General features: G+C 71.4%; 14 protein-coding genes. 4 read left to right on the top strand and 10 right to left on the bottom strand.

The features are described 5' to 3' along the window. Positions 1-102 precede the first annotated feature (102 nt). Positions 103-798, bottom strand: coding sequence for an SDR family oxidoreductase (locus STROP_RS02055; protein WP_018832866.1), 696 nt, complete (start codon positions 796-798; stop codon positions 103-105). Positions 799-963: 165 nt separating this feature from the next. On the opposite strand from STROP_RS02055, the gene STROP_RS02050 reads away from it, so the two are divergent. Beyond that, positions 964-1,722 (top strand): YoaK family protein, encoded by a 759-nt coding sequence (locus tag STROP_RS02050; protein ID WP_011904326.1) that lies wholly within the window; start codon positions 964-966, stop codon positions 1,720-1,722. A 263-nt stretch (positions 1,723-1,985) separates the two neighbouring features. Here STROP_RS02050 and htpX read toward each other — a convergent pair whose 3' ends face one another. From htpX to STROP_RS02015, 7 genes are all read right to left on the bottom strand, one after another. Then, positions 1,986-2,855, bottom strand: coding sequence for a zinc metalloprotease HtpX (htpX, locus tag STROP_RS02045; protein WP_026275208.1), 870 nt, complete (start codon positions 2,853-2,855; stop codon positions 1,986-1,988). Positions 2,856-2,975: 120 nt separating this feature from the next. Then, positions 2,976-4,526, bottom strand: coding sequence for an NADH-quinone oxidoreductase subunit N (locus tag STROP_RS02040; RefSeq protein ID WP_011904324.1), 1,551 nt, complete (start codon positions 4,524-4,526; stop codon positions 2,976-2,978). Between the two features lie 19 nt (positions 4,527-4,545). Beyond that, entirely contained in the window at positions 4,546-6,057 is a 1,512-nt protein-coding gene (locus STROP_RS02035; protein ID WP_011904323.1) for a complex I subunit 4 family protein, read from the bottom strand. Then, positions 6,054-8,003: an NADH-quinone oxidoreductase subunit 5 family protein gene (locus STROP_RS02030; protein WP_011904322.1), complete on the bottom strand. Its 1,950-nt coding sequence runs from the start codon at positions 8,001-8,003 to the stop codon at positions 6,054-6,056. Before STROP_RS02030 ends, STROP_RS02035 begins: the two co-directional genes overlap by 4 nt. Continuing rightward, positions 8,000-8,383: an NADH-quinone oxidoreductase subunit NuoK gene (nuoK, locus tag STROP_RS02025; protein ID WP_011904321.1), complete on the bottom strand. Its 384-nt coding sequence runs from the start codon at positions 8,381-8,383 to the stop codon at positions 8,000-8,002. Before nuoK ends, STROP_RS02030 begins: the two co-directional genes overlap by 4 nt. Beyond that, positions 8,380-8,943 (bottom strand): NADH-quinone oxidoreductase subunit J family protein, encoded by a 564-nt coding sequence (locus STROP_RS02020; protein WP_011904320.1) that lies wholly within the window; start codon positions 8,941-8,943, stop codon positions 8,380-8,382. Before STROP_RS02020 ends, nuoK begins: the two co-directional genes overlap by 4 nt. Further along, positions 8,940-9,590 carry a NuoI/complex I 23 kDa subunit family protein gene (locus STROP_RS02015; protein WP_011904319.1) on the bottom strand — a complete coding sequence of 217 codons (651 nt, stop codon included), beginning with the start codon at positions 9,588-9,590 and terminating at the stop codon, positions 8,940-8,942. Before STROP_RS02015 ends, STROP_RS02020 begins: the two co-directional genes overlap by 4 nt. Before the next feature lie 185 nt (positions 9,591-9,775). Here STROP_RS02015 and STROP_RS02010 point away from each other — a divergent pair, with 185 nt between their 5' ends. Then, complete coding sequence (locus STROP_RS02010; protein WP_011904318.1) at positions 9,776-10,837, top strand: glutathione S-transferase family protein; 1,062 nt, start codon at positions 9,776-9,778, stop codon at positions 10,835-10,837. 147 nt (positions 10,838-10,984) lie between these two features. On the opposite strand, the gene STROP_RS02005 is transcribed toward STROP_RS02010, so the two are convergent. Together STROP_RS02005 and STROP_RS02000 are read right to left on the bottom strand one after the other, a co-directional pair. Beyond that, on the bottom strand, positions 10,985-11,770 hold the full coding sequence (locus tag STROP_RS02005; protein WP_011904317.1) for an ABC transporter permease subunit: 786 nt from the start codon (positions 11,768-11,770) through the stop codon (positions 10,985-10,987). Then, positions 11,767-12,666 (bottom strand): ABC transporter ATP-binding protein, encoded by a 900-nt coding sequence (locus STROP_RS02000; RefSeq protein WP_011904316.1) that lies wholly within the window; start codon positions 12,664-12,666, stop codon positions 11,767-11,769. The genes STROP_RS02005 and STROP_RS02000 overlap by 4 nt, the downstream gene beginning before the upstream one ends. A 132-nt stretch (positions 12,667-12,798) precedes the next feature. On the opposite strand from STROP_RS02000, the gene STROP_RS01995 reads away from it, so the two are divergent. Then, complete coding sequence (locus tag STROP_RS01995) at positions 12,799-14,073, top strand: sensor histidine kinase (RefSeq protein ID WP_011904315.1); 1,275 nt, start codon at positions 12,799-12,801, stop codon at positions 14,071-14,073. Beyond that, entirely contained in the window at positions 14,052-14,798 is a 747-nt protein-coding gene (locus STROP_RS01990; protein WP_018830905.1) for a response regulator, read from the top strand. The genes STROP_RS01995 and STROP_RS01990 overlap by 22 nt, the downstream gene beginning before the upstream one ends. Positions 14,799-15,044 lie beyond the last annotated feature (246 nt).

The raw sequence follows: 15,044 nt of genomic DNA, 5'->3' as shown, positions 1-15,044 counted from the left end.
GGCCGTCGTGGTCGCTCATGATCGAACTTATGCGGCCCTGGTGACGGCCCACTCCCCCGCTGCGGCCCCCACCGTCGGCGTGCCGGGGCCGGGACTCGCGACCTACTCGAAGCGGAACTCGCGGATGAAGCAATCCCGCGGTTGGCTTACCGCGAAGAGCACGCAATCCACGACAGACTGTGCGGTCAGGTTGTTGCTCGCCACCCGCGGACCATGCTGCACGAAGTCCGGCGGGAAGAGGGAGATGACTCGGATTCCTTCGACCCGTAGTCGATGGGACATGATCTCGGCGAAGCCGGCCTGGGCGTGCTTGGCGGCGTAGAACGCAGGATGGGCCTCCGAACGGTGGTGGCCGACCTCGCCGCAGGCAGAGATCATGTTGACGATGTCCGGCCGCGTTGACGCTCGCAGCAGCGCCAGCAGGTGTTTGGTCAGCAGGACCGTGCCGGTCGCGGTGCCGCCGATCGTGGCGATGATGTGGTCGTCCTCGACGTCGCCGAGGTCCACCCCGTGTAGGTAGCCAGCGCCGTTGTTGACCAGGACGTCGAGGTGGTCGGTGCGGTCGGTCAACGCCGCCGCGAACGCGCGTACCGAGTCGGGGCTGGTCAGGTCACAGACGAAGGCTTCGCCTCTCCCCCGCCCACGCTGCCGGATCGAATCCGTGGTGCGTCTGGCTGCCACCTCATCACGGGCGGAGACAAACACCTGCGCGCCGTGCTCGGCGAAGGCGGTCGCCAGGAGGCGTCCGGAGGCGCGCCCGGCGCCGGTGACAGCAACCCGTAGTCCGTCGAGATTCACCACAAGATCAGAACAGTTGAAGCTGACTTGATGTCAAGGGTGAGCCACCGATAGCGCCCCTTCGGGTGTGCCCGTGTCACGCCCTGGAGCATGAAAGCCGACGACGGGGGAACAAGCGATCCCGGCGATGGGCCGCAAGGGCGGCGGGCCGGGAAAGGCAGCCGGATGCGGGTGGCGGGAGCACAGGACGCGGAGTTCGGCCACCAGGACCTGTCGCACCGGGCGGTGGCGCGTCTACTCGTCGTGCTCTCCGCCTCCTCCGGCTGCCTCGACGTGTTCTGTGTGACCCAGCTCGGCGGCTTCTTCGCCAGCGTGATCACCGGCAATCTGGTCCAGCTCGGCCACAATCTCGTCGCCGCCGACTCCCGCCTACTCATCGGCGGGTCGGTGGCGGTCGGCGGCTACGCGGTCGGCGTGGCCGCCGGCACCCTACCGCTGCGCCACGCCGGGCTGGGCTGGCGTTTCCGTACCCACGTGGTCACCGCGGCCCAGGTACTGATCCTGGTCGGGGTGGCGGGTGGCTGGTGGGCCACCGGGGGGCGACCCGACTACCCCGTTTCCCTGGCCCTGCTCTTCGCCGCCGCGACGGCCAGCGGGATACAGAGCGTGGTGACGATCAGCTCCGGAATACCCCACGCCGCCACGACGTACCTCACCGGGTCGCTGACCTACATCGTGCGGGGAATGGTCTTCGACCCGCACCGGTTCGCGGCGGGCGCGGCTGGCGCGAACCGGCTGCTGGGGCTCCTCGGCGGCGCGGTGCTCGGCGCGGTGGTGCTGCGGGTCGCGCCGCTCTGGGCCCCGGCGCTGGCGGCGGCGCTGGTGGCGTGGGTTCTGGCCACCGCGATCGCCATCAGCCGGTTACACCGTCGCGCCCATCCGCCGTTAACGGAGGGGCCCGCGAGTCGGGGCCGGAATCGCTGACGCGGAGGACGGGCACCCGACCACCGGCGATCAGGGACGGATGGCTCCGCCCCGGCACCGCCGACCTCTGCCGCGCTCACCGGGCGAAGACGAGCAGCAGGATCACCGTGAGGATCGCGCTGATCAGCACCGAGCCGAGGCAGCCAAGGCGATTGGAGAAGAAGACGAACACGGAGATCGTGGTACCCACGGCGGACCGATTCAGGCACCGGCCGGGAGCCGGTGCCGGAATCAGCCGGGTCGGCGGTACGGGATCGGGGCGGTCAGCGGTACTGGATCGGGCCCGTGTTACCGGCCATCTGCTCCAGCCGGGCGACCCGCTCCTCCATCCGGGGGTGGGTGGAGAAGAGCGCCGCTATGCCGCCGCCCTTGAACGGGTTGTCAATCATCAGGTGGGCGGCGCTGGTGAGCTGCCCCTGGGGCGGCAGCGGGCGCGCTTGGGTGCCCTTATGGATCTTGCGAAGGGCGCTGGCCAACGCCAACGGGTCTCGGGTGAGCTGGGCACCAGAGGCGTCCGCCTGGAATTCGCGGCTCCGGCCGATCGCAAGCTGGATCAGCGTGGCCGCGATCGGTCCCAGGATGATGGTCAACAGCAGCACCAGCGGATTGCGGCCCTCCTCGTCGTCGCCCCCGAGCCGAATGAAGAACGCCAGGTTTGCCAGCGCGGTGATGATTCCGGCCAGGCCGGCGGCCACGCTGGAGATGAGAATGTCCCGGTTGTAGACGTGCGACAGCTCGTGCCCGATGACCCCGCGCAGCTCGCGGTAGTCGAGGATCTCGACGATCCCCTGGGTGACGCAGACGGCCGCGTTCTCCGGGTTCCTGCCGGTCGCGAACGCGTTGGGCTGTCTGGTCGGGCTCACGTAGAGCCGGGGCATCGGTTGCCGGGCCTCGACCGCCAGTTCCCGCACCATCTGGTAGAGCTCGGGGAACTGTGCCTCACTGACCGGTTGCGCCTGCATTGCGCGCAGCGCGAGCTTGTCGGAGTAGAAGTAGCTGACGCCGTTCATCACCAGCGAGATGACGACGGCGATGACCAGTCCGCCACTGCCGCCGAACCAGTAGCCCACCGCCAGGATCAGGGCGGTGAGCAGTCCGAGCAGCGCGGCGGTCTTCAGACGGTTATGGTGCACGGTCACTCCTTCGGGGCGCGGATCGCGTCGATCCGCTGACCGGTTCAACACACCGGTACCCGTCAACCATCCGTCGTATAGCTGTGAAATACCTGGTAACGAGGGGTGTTGGCCGCTGGGTCAGCGAGCGGCGAGGTCGAGCACGAGCTGCGGGGCGAAGCCGACCACCAGCGCCACGACCGTCGCTGCCGCCAGGACCACCGCGACCGGCTTGGCCCGGACCAGCGCCACTGACGGGTCGATCGACCCCACTGCCGGACCGGTCGCCGCGGCTGCCGGGTCGGTCGGCACCGCTGTCGGGTCGGTCGGTATCACCGCCGGCCGGTCGGTGGACCAGAGCGCGGCGACGACCCGGAGGTAGTAGGCCAAGCCGAGCACCGCGTTGACCGCCACCACCAGGGCGAGCCCGGCGGCACCGCCGTCGAGCAGCGACCGGACCACGGTGACCTTCGCGAAGAGCCCGGCGAGGCCGGGCGGCAGACCCGCGAGGCCGACCAGTGCCAGCGCCAGCCCCACCGCCGCCCACGGCCGACGTCGAGCCGCGCCCCGCAACTCGTCGAGGGTTCCGCCGTCCGCGCCCGCCGGCCGTAGCGCGACCACGGCCGCGAACGCCGCCAGCTCCAGGACCACGAAGAAGACCGTGTACGCCACCGCCGCCGCGTACGCGGCGGCGCGGGCGTCGCCGGTGCGACCCGCGGCGAGGGCCAGCGCGCCGAGCGGCGCGAGGATGTAGCCCGCCTGGGCCACCGAGGACCAGGCGAGCAGCCGTACGGTGCGGCGCTGGCGCAGCGCCACCAGGTTGCCGACGGTCATGGTCAACACCGCGAGGAGCGCGAGTACCAGGCCGGTGATCTGGGCTGGCAGGGCGTGCTGCACCACCGCGAGCAGGGCCACCACCCCGCCGAGCTTCGAGACCGTGGAGAGGTACGCGGCCACCGGTAGCGGCGCGCCGTCGTAGGTGGTGGGCGCCCAGGCGTGGAAGGGCACCGCCGCCACCTTGACCGTCAGCCCCACCACGACCAGCGCCACGGCGACGGTGGTCAGCGGGATGTCGAGCAGCTCCGGCCGCTCGGCGAAGAGCGCGCCGAGCCGGCCGAGGTGCAGCGCGCCGGTGGTCGCGTAGAGCAGGGCCGCCCCGAGCAGGGTCAGCGTCGTGGCGACCACGCTGACCACGAAGAAGGTCACCGCCGCCTCGATGCTGGCCAGGCTGCCCCGGCGCAGGCCCACCAGGACGTACAGCGGAAGGGTGAGGGTCTCCAGCGCCACGATCAGGGTGATCAGGTCACCGGCCGCACCGAGCGCCACCCCACCGGTCATCGACGCGGCGAGCAGGAAGCAGTACTCGCCCACCGGAGTCGCCCCGGCCCGCAGCAGCGGCCCGGAGAGCCCCAGCACGCCCAGGGTGAGCAACGCGACGAGCACGGCGACCAGGGCCGCCCGGCCACCGAAGACGTACGAGCAGTCGGCGCCGACACAGAACGTACGACGTTCGCCGCCTCCGCCGACGAGGACCGCGCCGGCGGCCGTGGCGAGCGCACCGAGCGCGGCCACGGAGATGGTGACCCGTGCCCGGGCCACCAGCAGGTCGGCGAGGAGCACCAGCACCGCCGTCCCGGCGGCCAGGTACGCCGGCAGCAGCGCCACGTTGTCGACGGTCTGCACCATGCTCATGCCCGTACCTCCACCCAGCTCACGGGCGCCCCGTCAGCAGGGCGTCAACCGGTGCCTGGGCCACGCCCAGGACCAGGATCGGGGCCAGCCCCACGGCGAGCGTGAGCAACACCAGCGGCGCCCAGGTCAGCAGTTCCGCCCTCGCCACCCCCGGCCCGACCCGCGCCACCGCCGAGCTGGCCGGGCCGTGGGTGACCTGGCGAAGCAGCCGCAGGAGGTACGCGGCGGTGAGCGCACCGCCGAGCGCCGCCAGGGCGGCGAGGGTCAGCCAGAGGGGACCACCGGCGCGGACCGCGGCGATCACGGCGAATGCCTCTCCCCAGAAGCCGGCCAGGCCGGGCAGGCCCAGCGAGGCGACGGCGGCGAAGCCGAGCAGCCCGGCCAGCCGGGGCGCAGTCTCCCGCAACCCGGACAGGTCAGCCAGGTCACCGGTGTGCGCCCGGTCCTTGACGGCGCCGGCGAGGAAGAACAGCAGGCCGGTGATGACCCCGTGCGCGATGTTGCCGATCAGCGCTGCCCGCAGCCCGGTACCGGTGAGCGTGGCGACACCGAGGAGCACGAAGCCCATGTGCCCCACACTGGAGTACGCGATCAGCCGCTTCAGCTCGGTCTGTGCCAGGCACACCAGGGAGCCGACCAGGATCGCCGCGACAGCGAGCACGCCGAGTACCGGCGCGGCCCATTCGGCGCCCTCGGGGGCGACGCCGACCGCGACCCGGATCAGCCCGTAGGTGCCCATCTTGAGCAGCACCCCGGCGAGGATCACGCTGCCCACCGTGGGTGCCTGGGTGTGTGCGTCGGGCAGCCAGGAGTGCAGCGGCCAGAGCGGGCTCTTCACCGCGAAGGCGAGCGCCAGCAGGGTGAACGCAGCGAGCTGCGGCCCGCGGGAGAGCCCGGTACCGCCGGTCAGCGCCACGATGTCCGCCGTGCCGGCAGCGGTCACCACCACCATGACGCCCACCAGCAGCAGCACCGAGCCGAGCAGGGTGTAGAGGGCGAACTTGCGGGCCGCCCGGTACCGGTCGGGCCCGCCCCAGCCGACGATGATCGCGTACATCGGCAGGAGGACGACCTCGAAGAAGACGAAGAAGAGCACCAGGTCGAGGGCGAGGAAGGTGCCGAGGATGCCCACCTCGACCACCAGCAGCAACGCCACCAGCGCCCGCCCGCTCCCCCCACTGGGGACCTTCCACAGGGTGTAGCCGCAGCAGAGCAGGGTCAGCAGCGCGGTCAGCACGACCAGCGGCCAGGAGATGCCGTCCACGCCGAGGTGGAAGCGCAGGTCCAGGCCGGGCACCCAGGGCAGGTCCACCTGATGCCAGGGGCGTACCGCGGGGTTGGCGTCGGAACCCGCCCCGCCGTCGTCACCGCCCGCGACCAGCGGCAGCGCGGCGAGCAGGGTCAGCCCGGCGGCCACCGTACCGACCAGGCGGGCGATTCGGTCGTGCCGGAGCGCGGCGACGACCGCCGCGCCGGCCGCCGGCACCGCCAGCACCGCGACCAGCAGGACCTGCCCCATGACCCCGCTCATGCGTCGCCTCCGATCAGCACCGCCGCCAGCCCGAGTAGCAGCGCGCCGGCCAGCACACCGGCTGCGGCCCGGGGCAGCGTGGCGCGGTGCCACGCCGCCAGCCCGCCCCCGAGCCACCAGGCGGCCCGTCCACTGCCGGTGACCGCACCGTCCACCACCACCTCGTCGGCGGTACGCGCGCCAGCGGCAAGCCTGCTGACCGGGCGTACCACCAGGCTGTGCTGAAGGTCGTCGAGCCAGAACGCGCGGGCAGAGAGCGGGCGCAGCCGGCCCAGCAGCGCGGCCGGGTCACCGCCCGGGTCCCGCCGCCAGCGGGCCCAGGCGAGCCCCGCCCCGAGTGCCAGCAGACCGAGCGGCAGCAGCACCGTCGGGCCGAGGTGCACCAGCGGATCGACGGGCAGCAGGTCAGCTGGGCGCTCCCGGGTGGCCGACCAGGACGGTTCGAGCCACCCGGCGAAGGCTCCGGAGAATCCGGCCAGACCGAGCAGCGCCGCCGGGACGGTCAGCAGCAGCACCGGCCAGCGCATCACCGCGGGCGGGTCGTGCGGCTGACGCAGCGGGCTGCGGGGGGCACCGAAGAAGGTGCGCAGCAGCAGCCGGGTGGCGTACCCGGCGGTGAGGGTGACGCCGGCCAACCCGGCCAGCCAGACCGACCAGCCCACCCAGGTGGGCGCCGGGCCGCCGTGCAGGGCGGCCTCCTCGGCGGCGTACAGCACGGCGTCCTTGCTGAAGAAGCCGGACAGCGGCGGCAGCCCGGCCAACGCGCCGAGGCCGATCAGCATGGACCAGAAGGTCACCGGCATCGTACGACGCAGACCACCGAGCTGGGACATCAGCGCGGTGCCGGCGGCGTGGATCACCGCCCCGGCGGCGAGGAAGAGCAGCGCCTTGAAGGCGGCGTGGGTGAGCAGGTGGAACAGGGCCGCCGTGGGCGCGCCCACGGCCAGTGCGCCGGTCAGGTAGCCCAGCTGGGAGACCGTTGACCAGGCGAGGACCCGTTTGAGGTCGTCCTGGGCGATGGCGGCGAACGCGCCGAGCAGCAGGGTGATCGAGGCCAGCACGCCGAGCACCGCCAGGGCGACCGGCACCTGCACGAAGAGGGGGAAGAGCCGGGCAACGACGTAGACACCGGCGGCCACCATGGTTGCCGCGTGGATCAGGGCGGAGATCGGGGTGGGGCCGGCCATCGCGTCGGGCAGCCAGGTGTGCAGCGGGAACTGGGCGCTCTTGCCGGCCACCCCGGCGAGCAACAGCAGGCAGGCGGCGGTGAGCAGACCGGTGGCGTGGTCGTGGCCGAGCACGTCGGCGATCCGGAAGCTGCCCGCGGAGACGCCGAGCAGTGCGATCCCGAGCAGGAAGCCGACGTCACCCACCCGGGTGACCAGGAAGGCCTTCATCGCGGCAGCGGGCGCCGCAGGCAGCCGCCGCTCATGGGCGATCAGGAGGTACGAGCAGAGGCCCATCACCTCCCAGCCGACCAGCAGCAGGATGAGGTCTCCGGCGACCACCACCAGCAGCATCGCGGCGGTGAAGAGGCTGATCTGGGCCGCGTACGGCGGGTAACGGTGGTCGACGTCCACCTCGTCGTGCGGGCCGCTCCGGAGGTAGCCGACCGAGTAGACCTGCACCGCGAGGGCCACCGCGGCGACGGCGACCGCCACCAGCGCCACCGTCGAGTCCAGCCGGACGCCGAGGGTGACCGTCAGGCCGCCGAAGTCGATCCAGGTCCGGGTGGCCTCGGCCGGGGCGTCCAGGATGGCCAGCAGGGCGACCGCGAGGAGCAACGACAGGGCCGCGCCGGTCGTCCCGAAGGCGATCGCCGCCCGGCGGGCCCGCCGCCGCGCCGCACCTGCTTCCGGGGACGCCGGCGGCAACAGGAGGCCGAGCAGGCCGGTCACCAGGGGTACGACCGGCAGCAGCGTGCCGAGCAGGACGGGTGCGGTCACCGGTCTGCCTCCCCAGGGGTGGCCGCCGCGGCGGGCGGCGGCGCTGACGGCTCGGCCGGGGAGTTCGGCGACGGGGGCTCGGCCAACGGCACCTCGTCCACGGCCACGCTGGCGCGCAGCCGGTAGAGCTGCAGCACGATGGCCAATCCGACGCCCACCTCGGCGGCGGCCAGCACGATCACGAACAGCGCGAAGACCTGGCCGCCGTGCGGCAGCTGGGAGCGAACCGTGGTGTCGGCGGTGACCAGGATCAGGTTCACCGCGTTCAGCATCAACTCGACCGCGATCAGCACCAGGACGGCGTTGCGTCGACGCAGCACCCCGTACGTGCCGAGCCCGAACAGCAGTGCGGCGGTGACGTAGGGGATGACCGGCCTCACCGGGACCGCCGGCCCTCGTCGGAGGCCTCGTCCGCTGCGCTGACCCCGGCCGGGTCCATCGGTGACCGTCCGATGTCCGGACGGGACAGGATTATCGCCCCCACCAGGGCGGCGAGCAGCAACACCGAGAGCACCTCGAAGGGCAGCACCCAGCTGCCGAAGATCTGCTCCCCGATCCGTTCGGCACTACCCGCCGTGGGCAGTGGCACCGACGACCACCGGTACGCGTCCACCAGCAGCGCGGCCAGCCCGAGCCCGGTGCCGCCGCCGATCAGGGCGGCCGGCCAGCCCGGTCGGTCCAGGTCGGTGGAGGCGCCGATCGGAGCACGGGTGAGCATCACCGCGAAGAGCAGCAGCACCACCACCGCCCCCACATAGATCAGCACCTGCACCCAGGCGACCAGCTCGGCGGTGAGGACCAGGTACATCCCGGCGACTGCGGCGAGGCAGACCACCAGGTAGAGGCCGGCCCGGACCAGGTGGCGGGTGGCCACCGCCAGGGCGCCGGAACCGACCGCCAGCGCGCCCAGGGCGAGCAGCAGCGCGTCCGCGGCGGTCACGGGGTCGGGCCTTCCCCGGTGGCGGCGCCTCCGGCTGGTCGGGCGCCGGGGCGGGGCGGTGGGGCGGACGGGCGGTCGGTGGGGCTGGCCGGGATCGCGGCCTTACGCGCGGCGGCGGTCTCTTCCTTGGCCGGCTCGCCGTTCGGGTCGTGCGCCGGCGGCGGCGGGACGGTGCCCATCCACTCGCCCAGGTGCTCCTTGTCGTGGAGAAGGTCCTTGATGTCGTACTCGGCGTACTCGAACTCCGGGGACCAGTAGAGCGCGTCGAACGGGCATACCTCGATGCAGATCCCGCAGTACATGCAGAGCGAGAAGTCGATGTCGAACTGGTCCAGCACGTTGCGCTGGCGGGAGCGGGTCGCTCCGGGCACCATCACCTCCTCCTTGTGCGAGTCGATGTAGATGCACCAGTCCGGACACTCGCGGGCACACAGCATGCAGACCGTGCAGTTCTCCTCGAGTAGCGCGATCACGCCACGCGAGCGCGGCGGCAGCGCCGGGGCGACATCCGGGTACTGCTGGGTGGCCGAGCGGCGGGTCATCGTCTTCAGCGTGACCGCGAGCCCCTTTACCAGGCCCACGCCGGGCAGGCCGCGCTCACCGTCCGCCGGGTCGCTGCGCTCGCTGGGGTCGGTCATGCCGACCATCCTGCCCTGTGCCCCCGGGCGGGCGCGACCACCACCCGGCGCGGACTGCGACCGTCGGCCCGAGGCGGACTGCGACCGTCGGCCCGAGGCGGGGCGCGGCCGGGTTACCGGCACGACGCTCCGCGCGCCGCCCGATGCGGCGATGATGGCTGGTAGGCGCATCGCGACAACCGGAGGGGGCGGCCGTGACCGAGGGCGCGACGGCGAACAGCGGCGAGGCGGCACTGCGCCGCACTGGCGGAAGGTACGTCGAGCCGGGCGGTGAGTTCACCCGGGATCAGCGCTATATCGCCACCCGGATCACCGCCGACGGTGGGGACGGCTGGCCGGTGGAGCCGGGGCGGTACCGGCTCGCGGTGAGTCGCGCCTGCCCGTGGGCGAACCGGCTGGTCATCGTCCGACGACTACTCGGGCTGGAGGGCGTCCTCTCCATGGCGATCGCCGGTCCGACCCACGACCGGCGAAGCTGGAGTTTCGACCTCGACCCCGGCGGGCGGGATCCGGTGCTCGACATCGAACGGCTGGCGGAGGCCTACTTCGCGCGCTTCCCCGGCTACGACCGCGGAATCACGGTCCCCGCGATCATCGACGTACCGACCGGGCAGGTGGTGACCAACGACTTCGGGCAGATGAGTCTCGACCTGTCCACCCAGTGGACCGCGTACCACCGCGACGGGGCACCGGAGCTCTACCCGCAGCGGCTCCGGGATGAGATCGACGAAGTGAACGGGGTCGTCTTCGCCGATGTCAACAACGGTGTCTACCGGTGTGGCTTCGCCGGCAGCCAGTCGGCGTACGACCGGGCGTACCGGCGGCTGTTCGACCGGCTGGACTGGCTGAGCGACCGGCTCGCCGAACGCCGCTACCTGGTCGGGGAGACAATCACCGAGGCGGACGTACGGCTGTTCACCACGCTGGTCCGCTTCGACCCGGTCTACCACGGCCACTTCAAGTGCAACCGCAGCAAGTTGACCGAGATGCCGGTGCTCTGGGCGTACGCCCGGGACCTGTTCCAGACCCCCGGGTTCGGCGACACCATCGACTTCGACCACATCAAGCGGCACTACTACGAGGTGCACGGGGACCTCAACCCGACCGGGATCGTCCCGCTCGGCCCGGACCTGGCGAACTGGCTGACACCGCACGGTCGGGGGGAGCTGGGTGGTCGCCCCTTCGGCGACGGCACCGCCCCACCGCCGCCCCCACCAGCCGAGCGGGTCGACCCCGCGCACACCCCACTGCGCTGACGGAGCGAGGTGAAACCGCCCCGCCCAGCTGTGCGGCCGAGGGCGGGGCAGTTCGCCGTCATATGACGCTGGTTGCGATCCCGCAGACGTGATGAGTGACGCGCAGGTCGGGCTCGCGCTTCGCGGAATCGATGCGCTGCGATCCCTTCAGGAAACCTCCCGCCTCAGGGTCCGCAGCAGGCCGGCGACCAAGGGCACGGCCACCCAGACCAGTACCGAGACCGCCAGCCGGCCCCACTGCCCGGCGGTCATCTCATTGCCAAAGAGCGGTTCCATGGTGACCGAGGTGTCGAGCCAGTTGGCTGGGCCCTGTAGCGCCGAGATCATCGCGGCGAGGATACTCCAGACCGTCGGCAGCAGCAGATAGCCGACGATCGCCAGCGGGGTGTTGAGCAGCAGCAGGCCAAACGCGGCCCCCATCAGTACGTTGACCAACTGGATCACGGCCGCGTGTAGTACCAACGCCCACTCGCCGTCCCAGCTTCCCGCGCCACCGGTGGCCTTGGCGGCGAGGGTGCCGGCGGCGGCCACGGCCAGGCTCACCAGCACTGACGCGAGTGCCGCCAGTACCACCGCCGCGAGTTTGGCCAGCACCACCCGTTCCCGATGTGGGACCAGGGCGTATGTGGTCAGCGCGGTGCGCTGCGTCCACTCCGAGGTGATTGACAGGATGCCGACCACCGGCAAAAGCAGGCCCACCGGGAGCAGCGACGGAGCGAGAAAGCCGGTGAAGGTCTGCTCCGCGTCGTCCAGCACGAACAGCTGCACCACGGCGATGGCGACCGCGATCAGCCCGATGGTGGCCAGCAGCCAGCGGCCGGCCCTGGTGTCGGTGAGCTTGCGTAGCTCGATCGAGGTCAGTCGGGCTATGGACGGCCTGACGGCCGCGACGCGGGAGTCCGCCTCGGTGGTGGGCTCGGCGGTCAGGGTCACTTGACGGCCTCCTTCGTGGTCGCGCCCGCGGTGAGGGTGAGGAAGAGCTGTTCGAGGCCGCCCCCGGCGGCGGGCCGCAGCTCGGTGAGGACCACCCCGGCGTCGGCGGCGGCCTGGCCCACCACGCCCGGATCGGCGTGCACGACGAAGCCGCCATTGGTGTCGGCGGTGGCGTCCAGTGCAGCCCGCTGCAGAGTGAGCCGCAGGGCAAGCGAGTCCCGTGCCCGGACCAGGGTGCCCGTGTCGGCGAGCAGCTCGTCCCTGCCGCCCTGGGCAACAATCCGGCCGCCGCCGACCACCAGCAGCCGGTCGGCGACCGCCTCCACCTCGCGCAGCAGGTGCGACGACAGCAGCACGGTGCCACCCCGGTCGGCGAAGTCGCGCAGCAGGCCGCGCATCCAGTAGATGCCCTCTGGGTCCAAGCCGTTGGCCGGCTCGTCGAGGATCAGCACCCGGGGGTCACCGAGCAGCGCCAGCGCTAGGCCGAGCCGCTGCCGCATCCCCAATGAATATGCACCGACCCGCCGCCTGGCGGCGACCGCGTTCAATCCGACCAGGTCCAGCACCTCGGCGACCCGACTACGGTCCACACCCATCGTCGTGGCGGCCAGGGTCAGCGTCTCCCGCCCGGTGCGCCCCGAGTGTTGGGCCGAGGCGTCGAGCAGCACCCCGATCTCCCGCCCCGGATTGGGTAGCTGCCGGTACGGCCGGCCGGCGACCGTTGCGCTGCCGTCGGTCGGCGGGGTCAGACCGCAGATCATCCGCATGGTGGTGGACTTGCCGGCACCGTTCGGCCCGAGGAAGCCGGTAACAGTGCCGGGCTCGCAGTGGAACGAGATGTTGTCGACGACTGTGTGCGGGCCGTACCGCTTGGTGAGGTGTTCGACCATGATCATGGCATCGAAACTGCCGGAACCACCCGGCGGTGTGCTGCGGCCGGCCGACTGCCGTCGGGTAGACCTTGGGCCATGGCCGGCGTCGACTTTAGTAGCTGTCGGGTCTCCCCGGCCGGTCCCTACGATTGACCAGTGACCAGCGCCGCCGTATCCGAACACTCCTGGCTCCTACCGGGCACTCTGACGGCCCCCACGGCCCGGGCCCGGCGGACACTGCGGGATTGGTTCGTCGACAGCCTTTGCTTCCTGGCCGCCTTCGGCTGGGCGGTGGTGGCGTGGGACAATTCGCTGTCGGCCGAGCCGGCGATGGCAATGAACGTCGGACCGAGCTGGCTCAACGAGGTCGACTTCCTGGCCAGCCTGGTGCTCTGCGGTGCTCTCTGGGTCCGTCGGCGCTGGCCGGTGGGTCTGGCGCTGGCCAGCCTGCCGCTGGCGTTGTTCACGGTCAGTGGCGACGTGGCGCTGCTGATCATTCTGTTCACGGTGAGCGTGCACCGGCCGTTCCCGGTCGCCGCCAGCATGTTCGGTGTACACCTGCTCGCCATACCGATCTATCTGTGGCTACGCCACGACCCGGTGATGTCGCTGTGGTTGACCGTGGGTTGGATCCTGTTGTGCCTCGGGGCCGTGCTGGCGTGGGGCATGTTCGTCCGGGCACGTCGGCAGCTGGTGGTGTCGCTGCGGGAGCGGGCGCACCGGGCCGAGGCTGAGCAGCAGCTGCGAGTGACGCAGGCTCGACAGTTGGAACGTACTCGCATCGCCCGGGAGATGCATGATGTGTTGGCGCACCGCATCTCGTTGCTCAGCCTGCACGCTGGAGCACTGGAATTCCGTCCAGATGCCTCGCCCGAGGAGGTTGCCAGGGCGGCCGGAGTGATCCGGGGCAGCGCACACGCTGCCCTGCGGGACCTGCGGGAGGTGATCGGGGTACTCCGGGCGGAGACCGGAGTGGCGGAGGGCGCCGAACCGGAACGACCTCAGCCCACCCTCGTCGACGTGCCGACGCTGATCAGCGAGTCTCGAGCCGCCGGTGTCCGGGTGAGTTTCGTCGAGGAAGTCGCCGACCAGGTGGAGCTGCCGCCCAGGGTGGGGCGCAGCGTGTACCGGATCGTGCAGGAGGGGCTGACCAACGCCCGCAAGCACGCCCCGGGTGTGGTGGTCGACGTGCGGCTCACCGGGCGACAGGGCGACGGGCTCACTGTCGAGATCCGCAACCCCTGGCCGGTTGGCGTAGCGGGGCAGGGCGTGGGAAGCCCCGCGGCCCGTTCTGGTACTGATATTCCCGGTGCCGGGACTGGGCTTGTCGGTGTGGCCGAGCGGGTCGGTCTGGCAGGCGGGCGGTTGGAGTACGGACGGGACGCGGGTGGGCATTTCCGGCTCGCTGCGTGGCTGCCATGGCCGGCCTGACCAGTCCGTCCGGCGAGCCGGGCCCTGCGGGGTCGAACGGCTCGCCGGCGGGTGGTGGGGCACTGGCTGGTGTGGTTCGAGTGTTGATCGTCGACGACGATCCGCTGGTTCGGGCTGCGCTGTCGATGATTATCGACGGTGTGGCGGACCTTCTGGTCGTGGGGGAGGCCACCGATGGCGCCGAGGTGCCTGCTGCCGTGGCCGCGTACGCGCCGGACGTCGTGTTGATGGACATCCGGATGCCGCGGCTCGATGGGTTGGCGGCCACGGAGAAGCTGCGGTCTGAGCCCAACGCGCCTGAAGTGTTGGTGCTGACGACATTCGATGCTGACGAGCAGGTACTGCGGGCGTTGCGGGCTGGGGCGGCTGGGTTTCTGCTCAAGGACACTGCACCGGCTGAGATCGTGCATGCCATCCGACGGGTGGCCGTGGGTGAGACCATGTTGTCTCCGACGGTTACCCGCCAACTGGTCGCGCACGTCACCGGGGGCGTTGGCGCTGATTCGCGCCGGCAGCGGGCGCAGGAGCGTCTTGCCATGTTGAGTGAGCGGGAGCGGGAGGTCGCGATCGCGCTTGGCCGGGGCCGCAGCAACGCCGAGATTGCGGGGGAGCTGTTCATGAGTGTGGCGACGGTCAAGGCGTACGTGTCGCGGCTGCTGGCGAAACTGGACCTCAATAACCGGGTCCAGGTGGCGCTTCTGGTCCACGACGCCGGTCTAGTCTGAGTAAAGGGTCAGGCTCGCAGCGAGCGTGCCGCCCCGCGTCAGCGATGACGTGGTGTTTCGATCCCGGCTTGCGGCCCGGTAGCGGTGTCGATGCGGCGGACGGGGTACAGCAGCGGTCGGCCTTGGCCCACAGATCGACCAGGTCGCCGAGGTCGGTGGCCGGACCTCGGCGTGGAAGCGAAGCCCTCGCCGCTGATCAGCAGGATCCCGTCATGTTCGGCGACCACACCTGCCTCGATCTGCAGC

It is taken from the genome of Salinispora tropica CNB-440, from assembly GCF_000016425.1.
Classification (GTDB): Bacteria; Actinomycetota; Actinomycetes; order Mycobacteriales; family Micromonosporaceae; genus Micromonospora; species Micromonospora tropica.
This window is presented reverse-complemented; position numbering and strand designations above follow the sequence as displayed.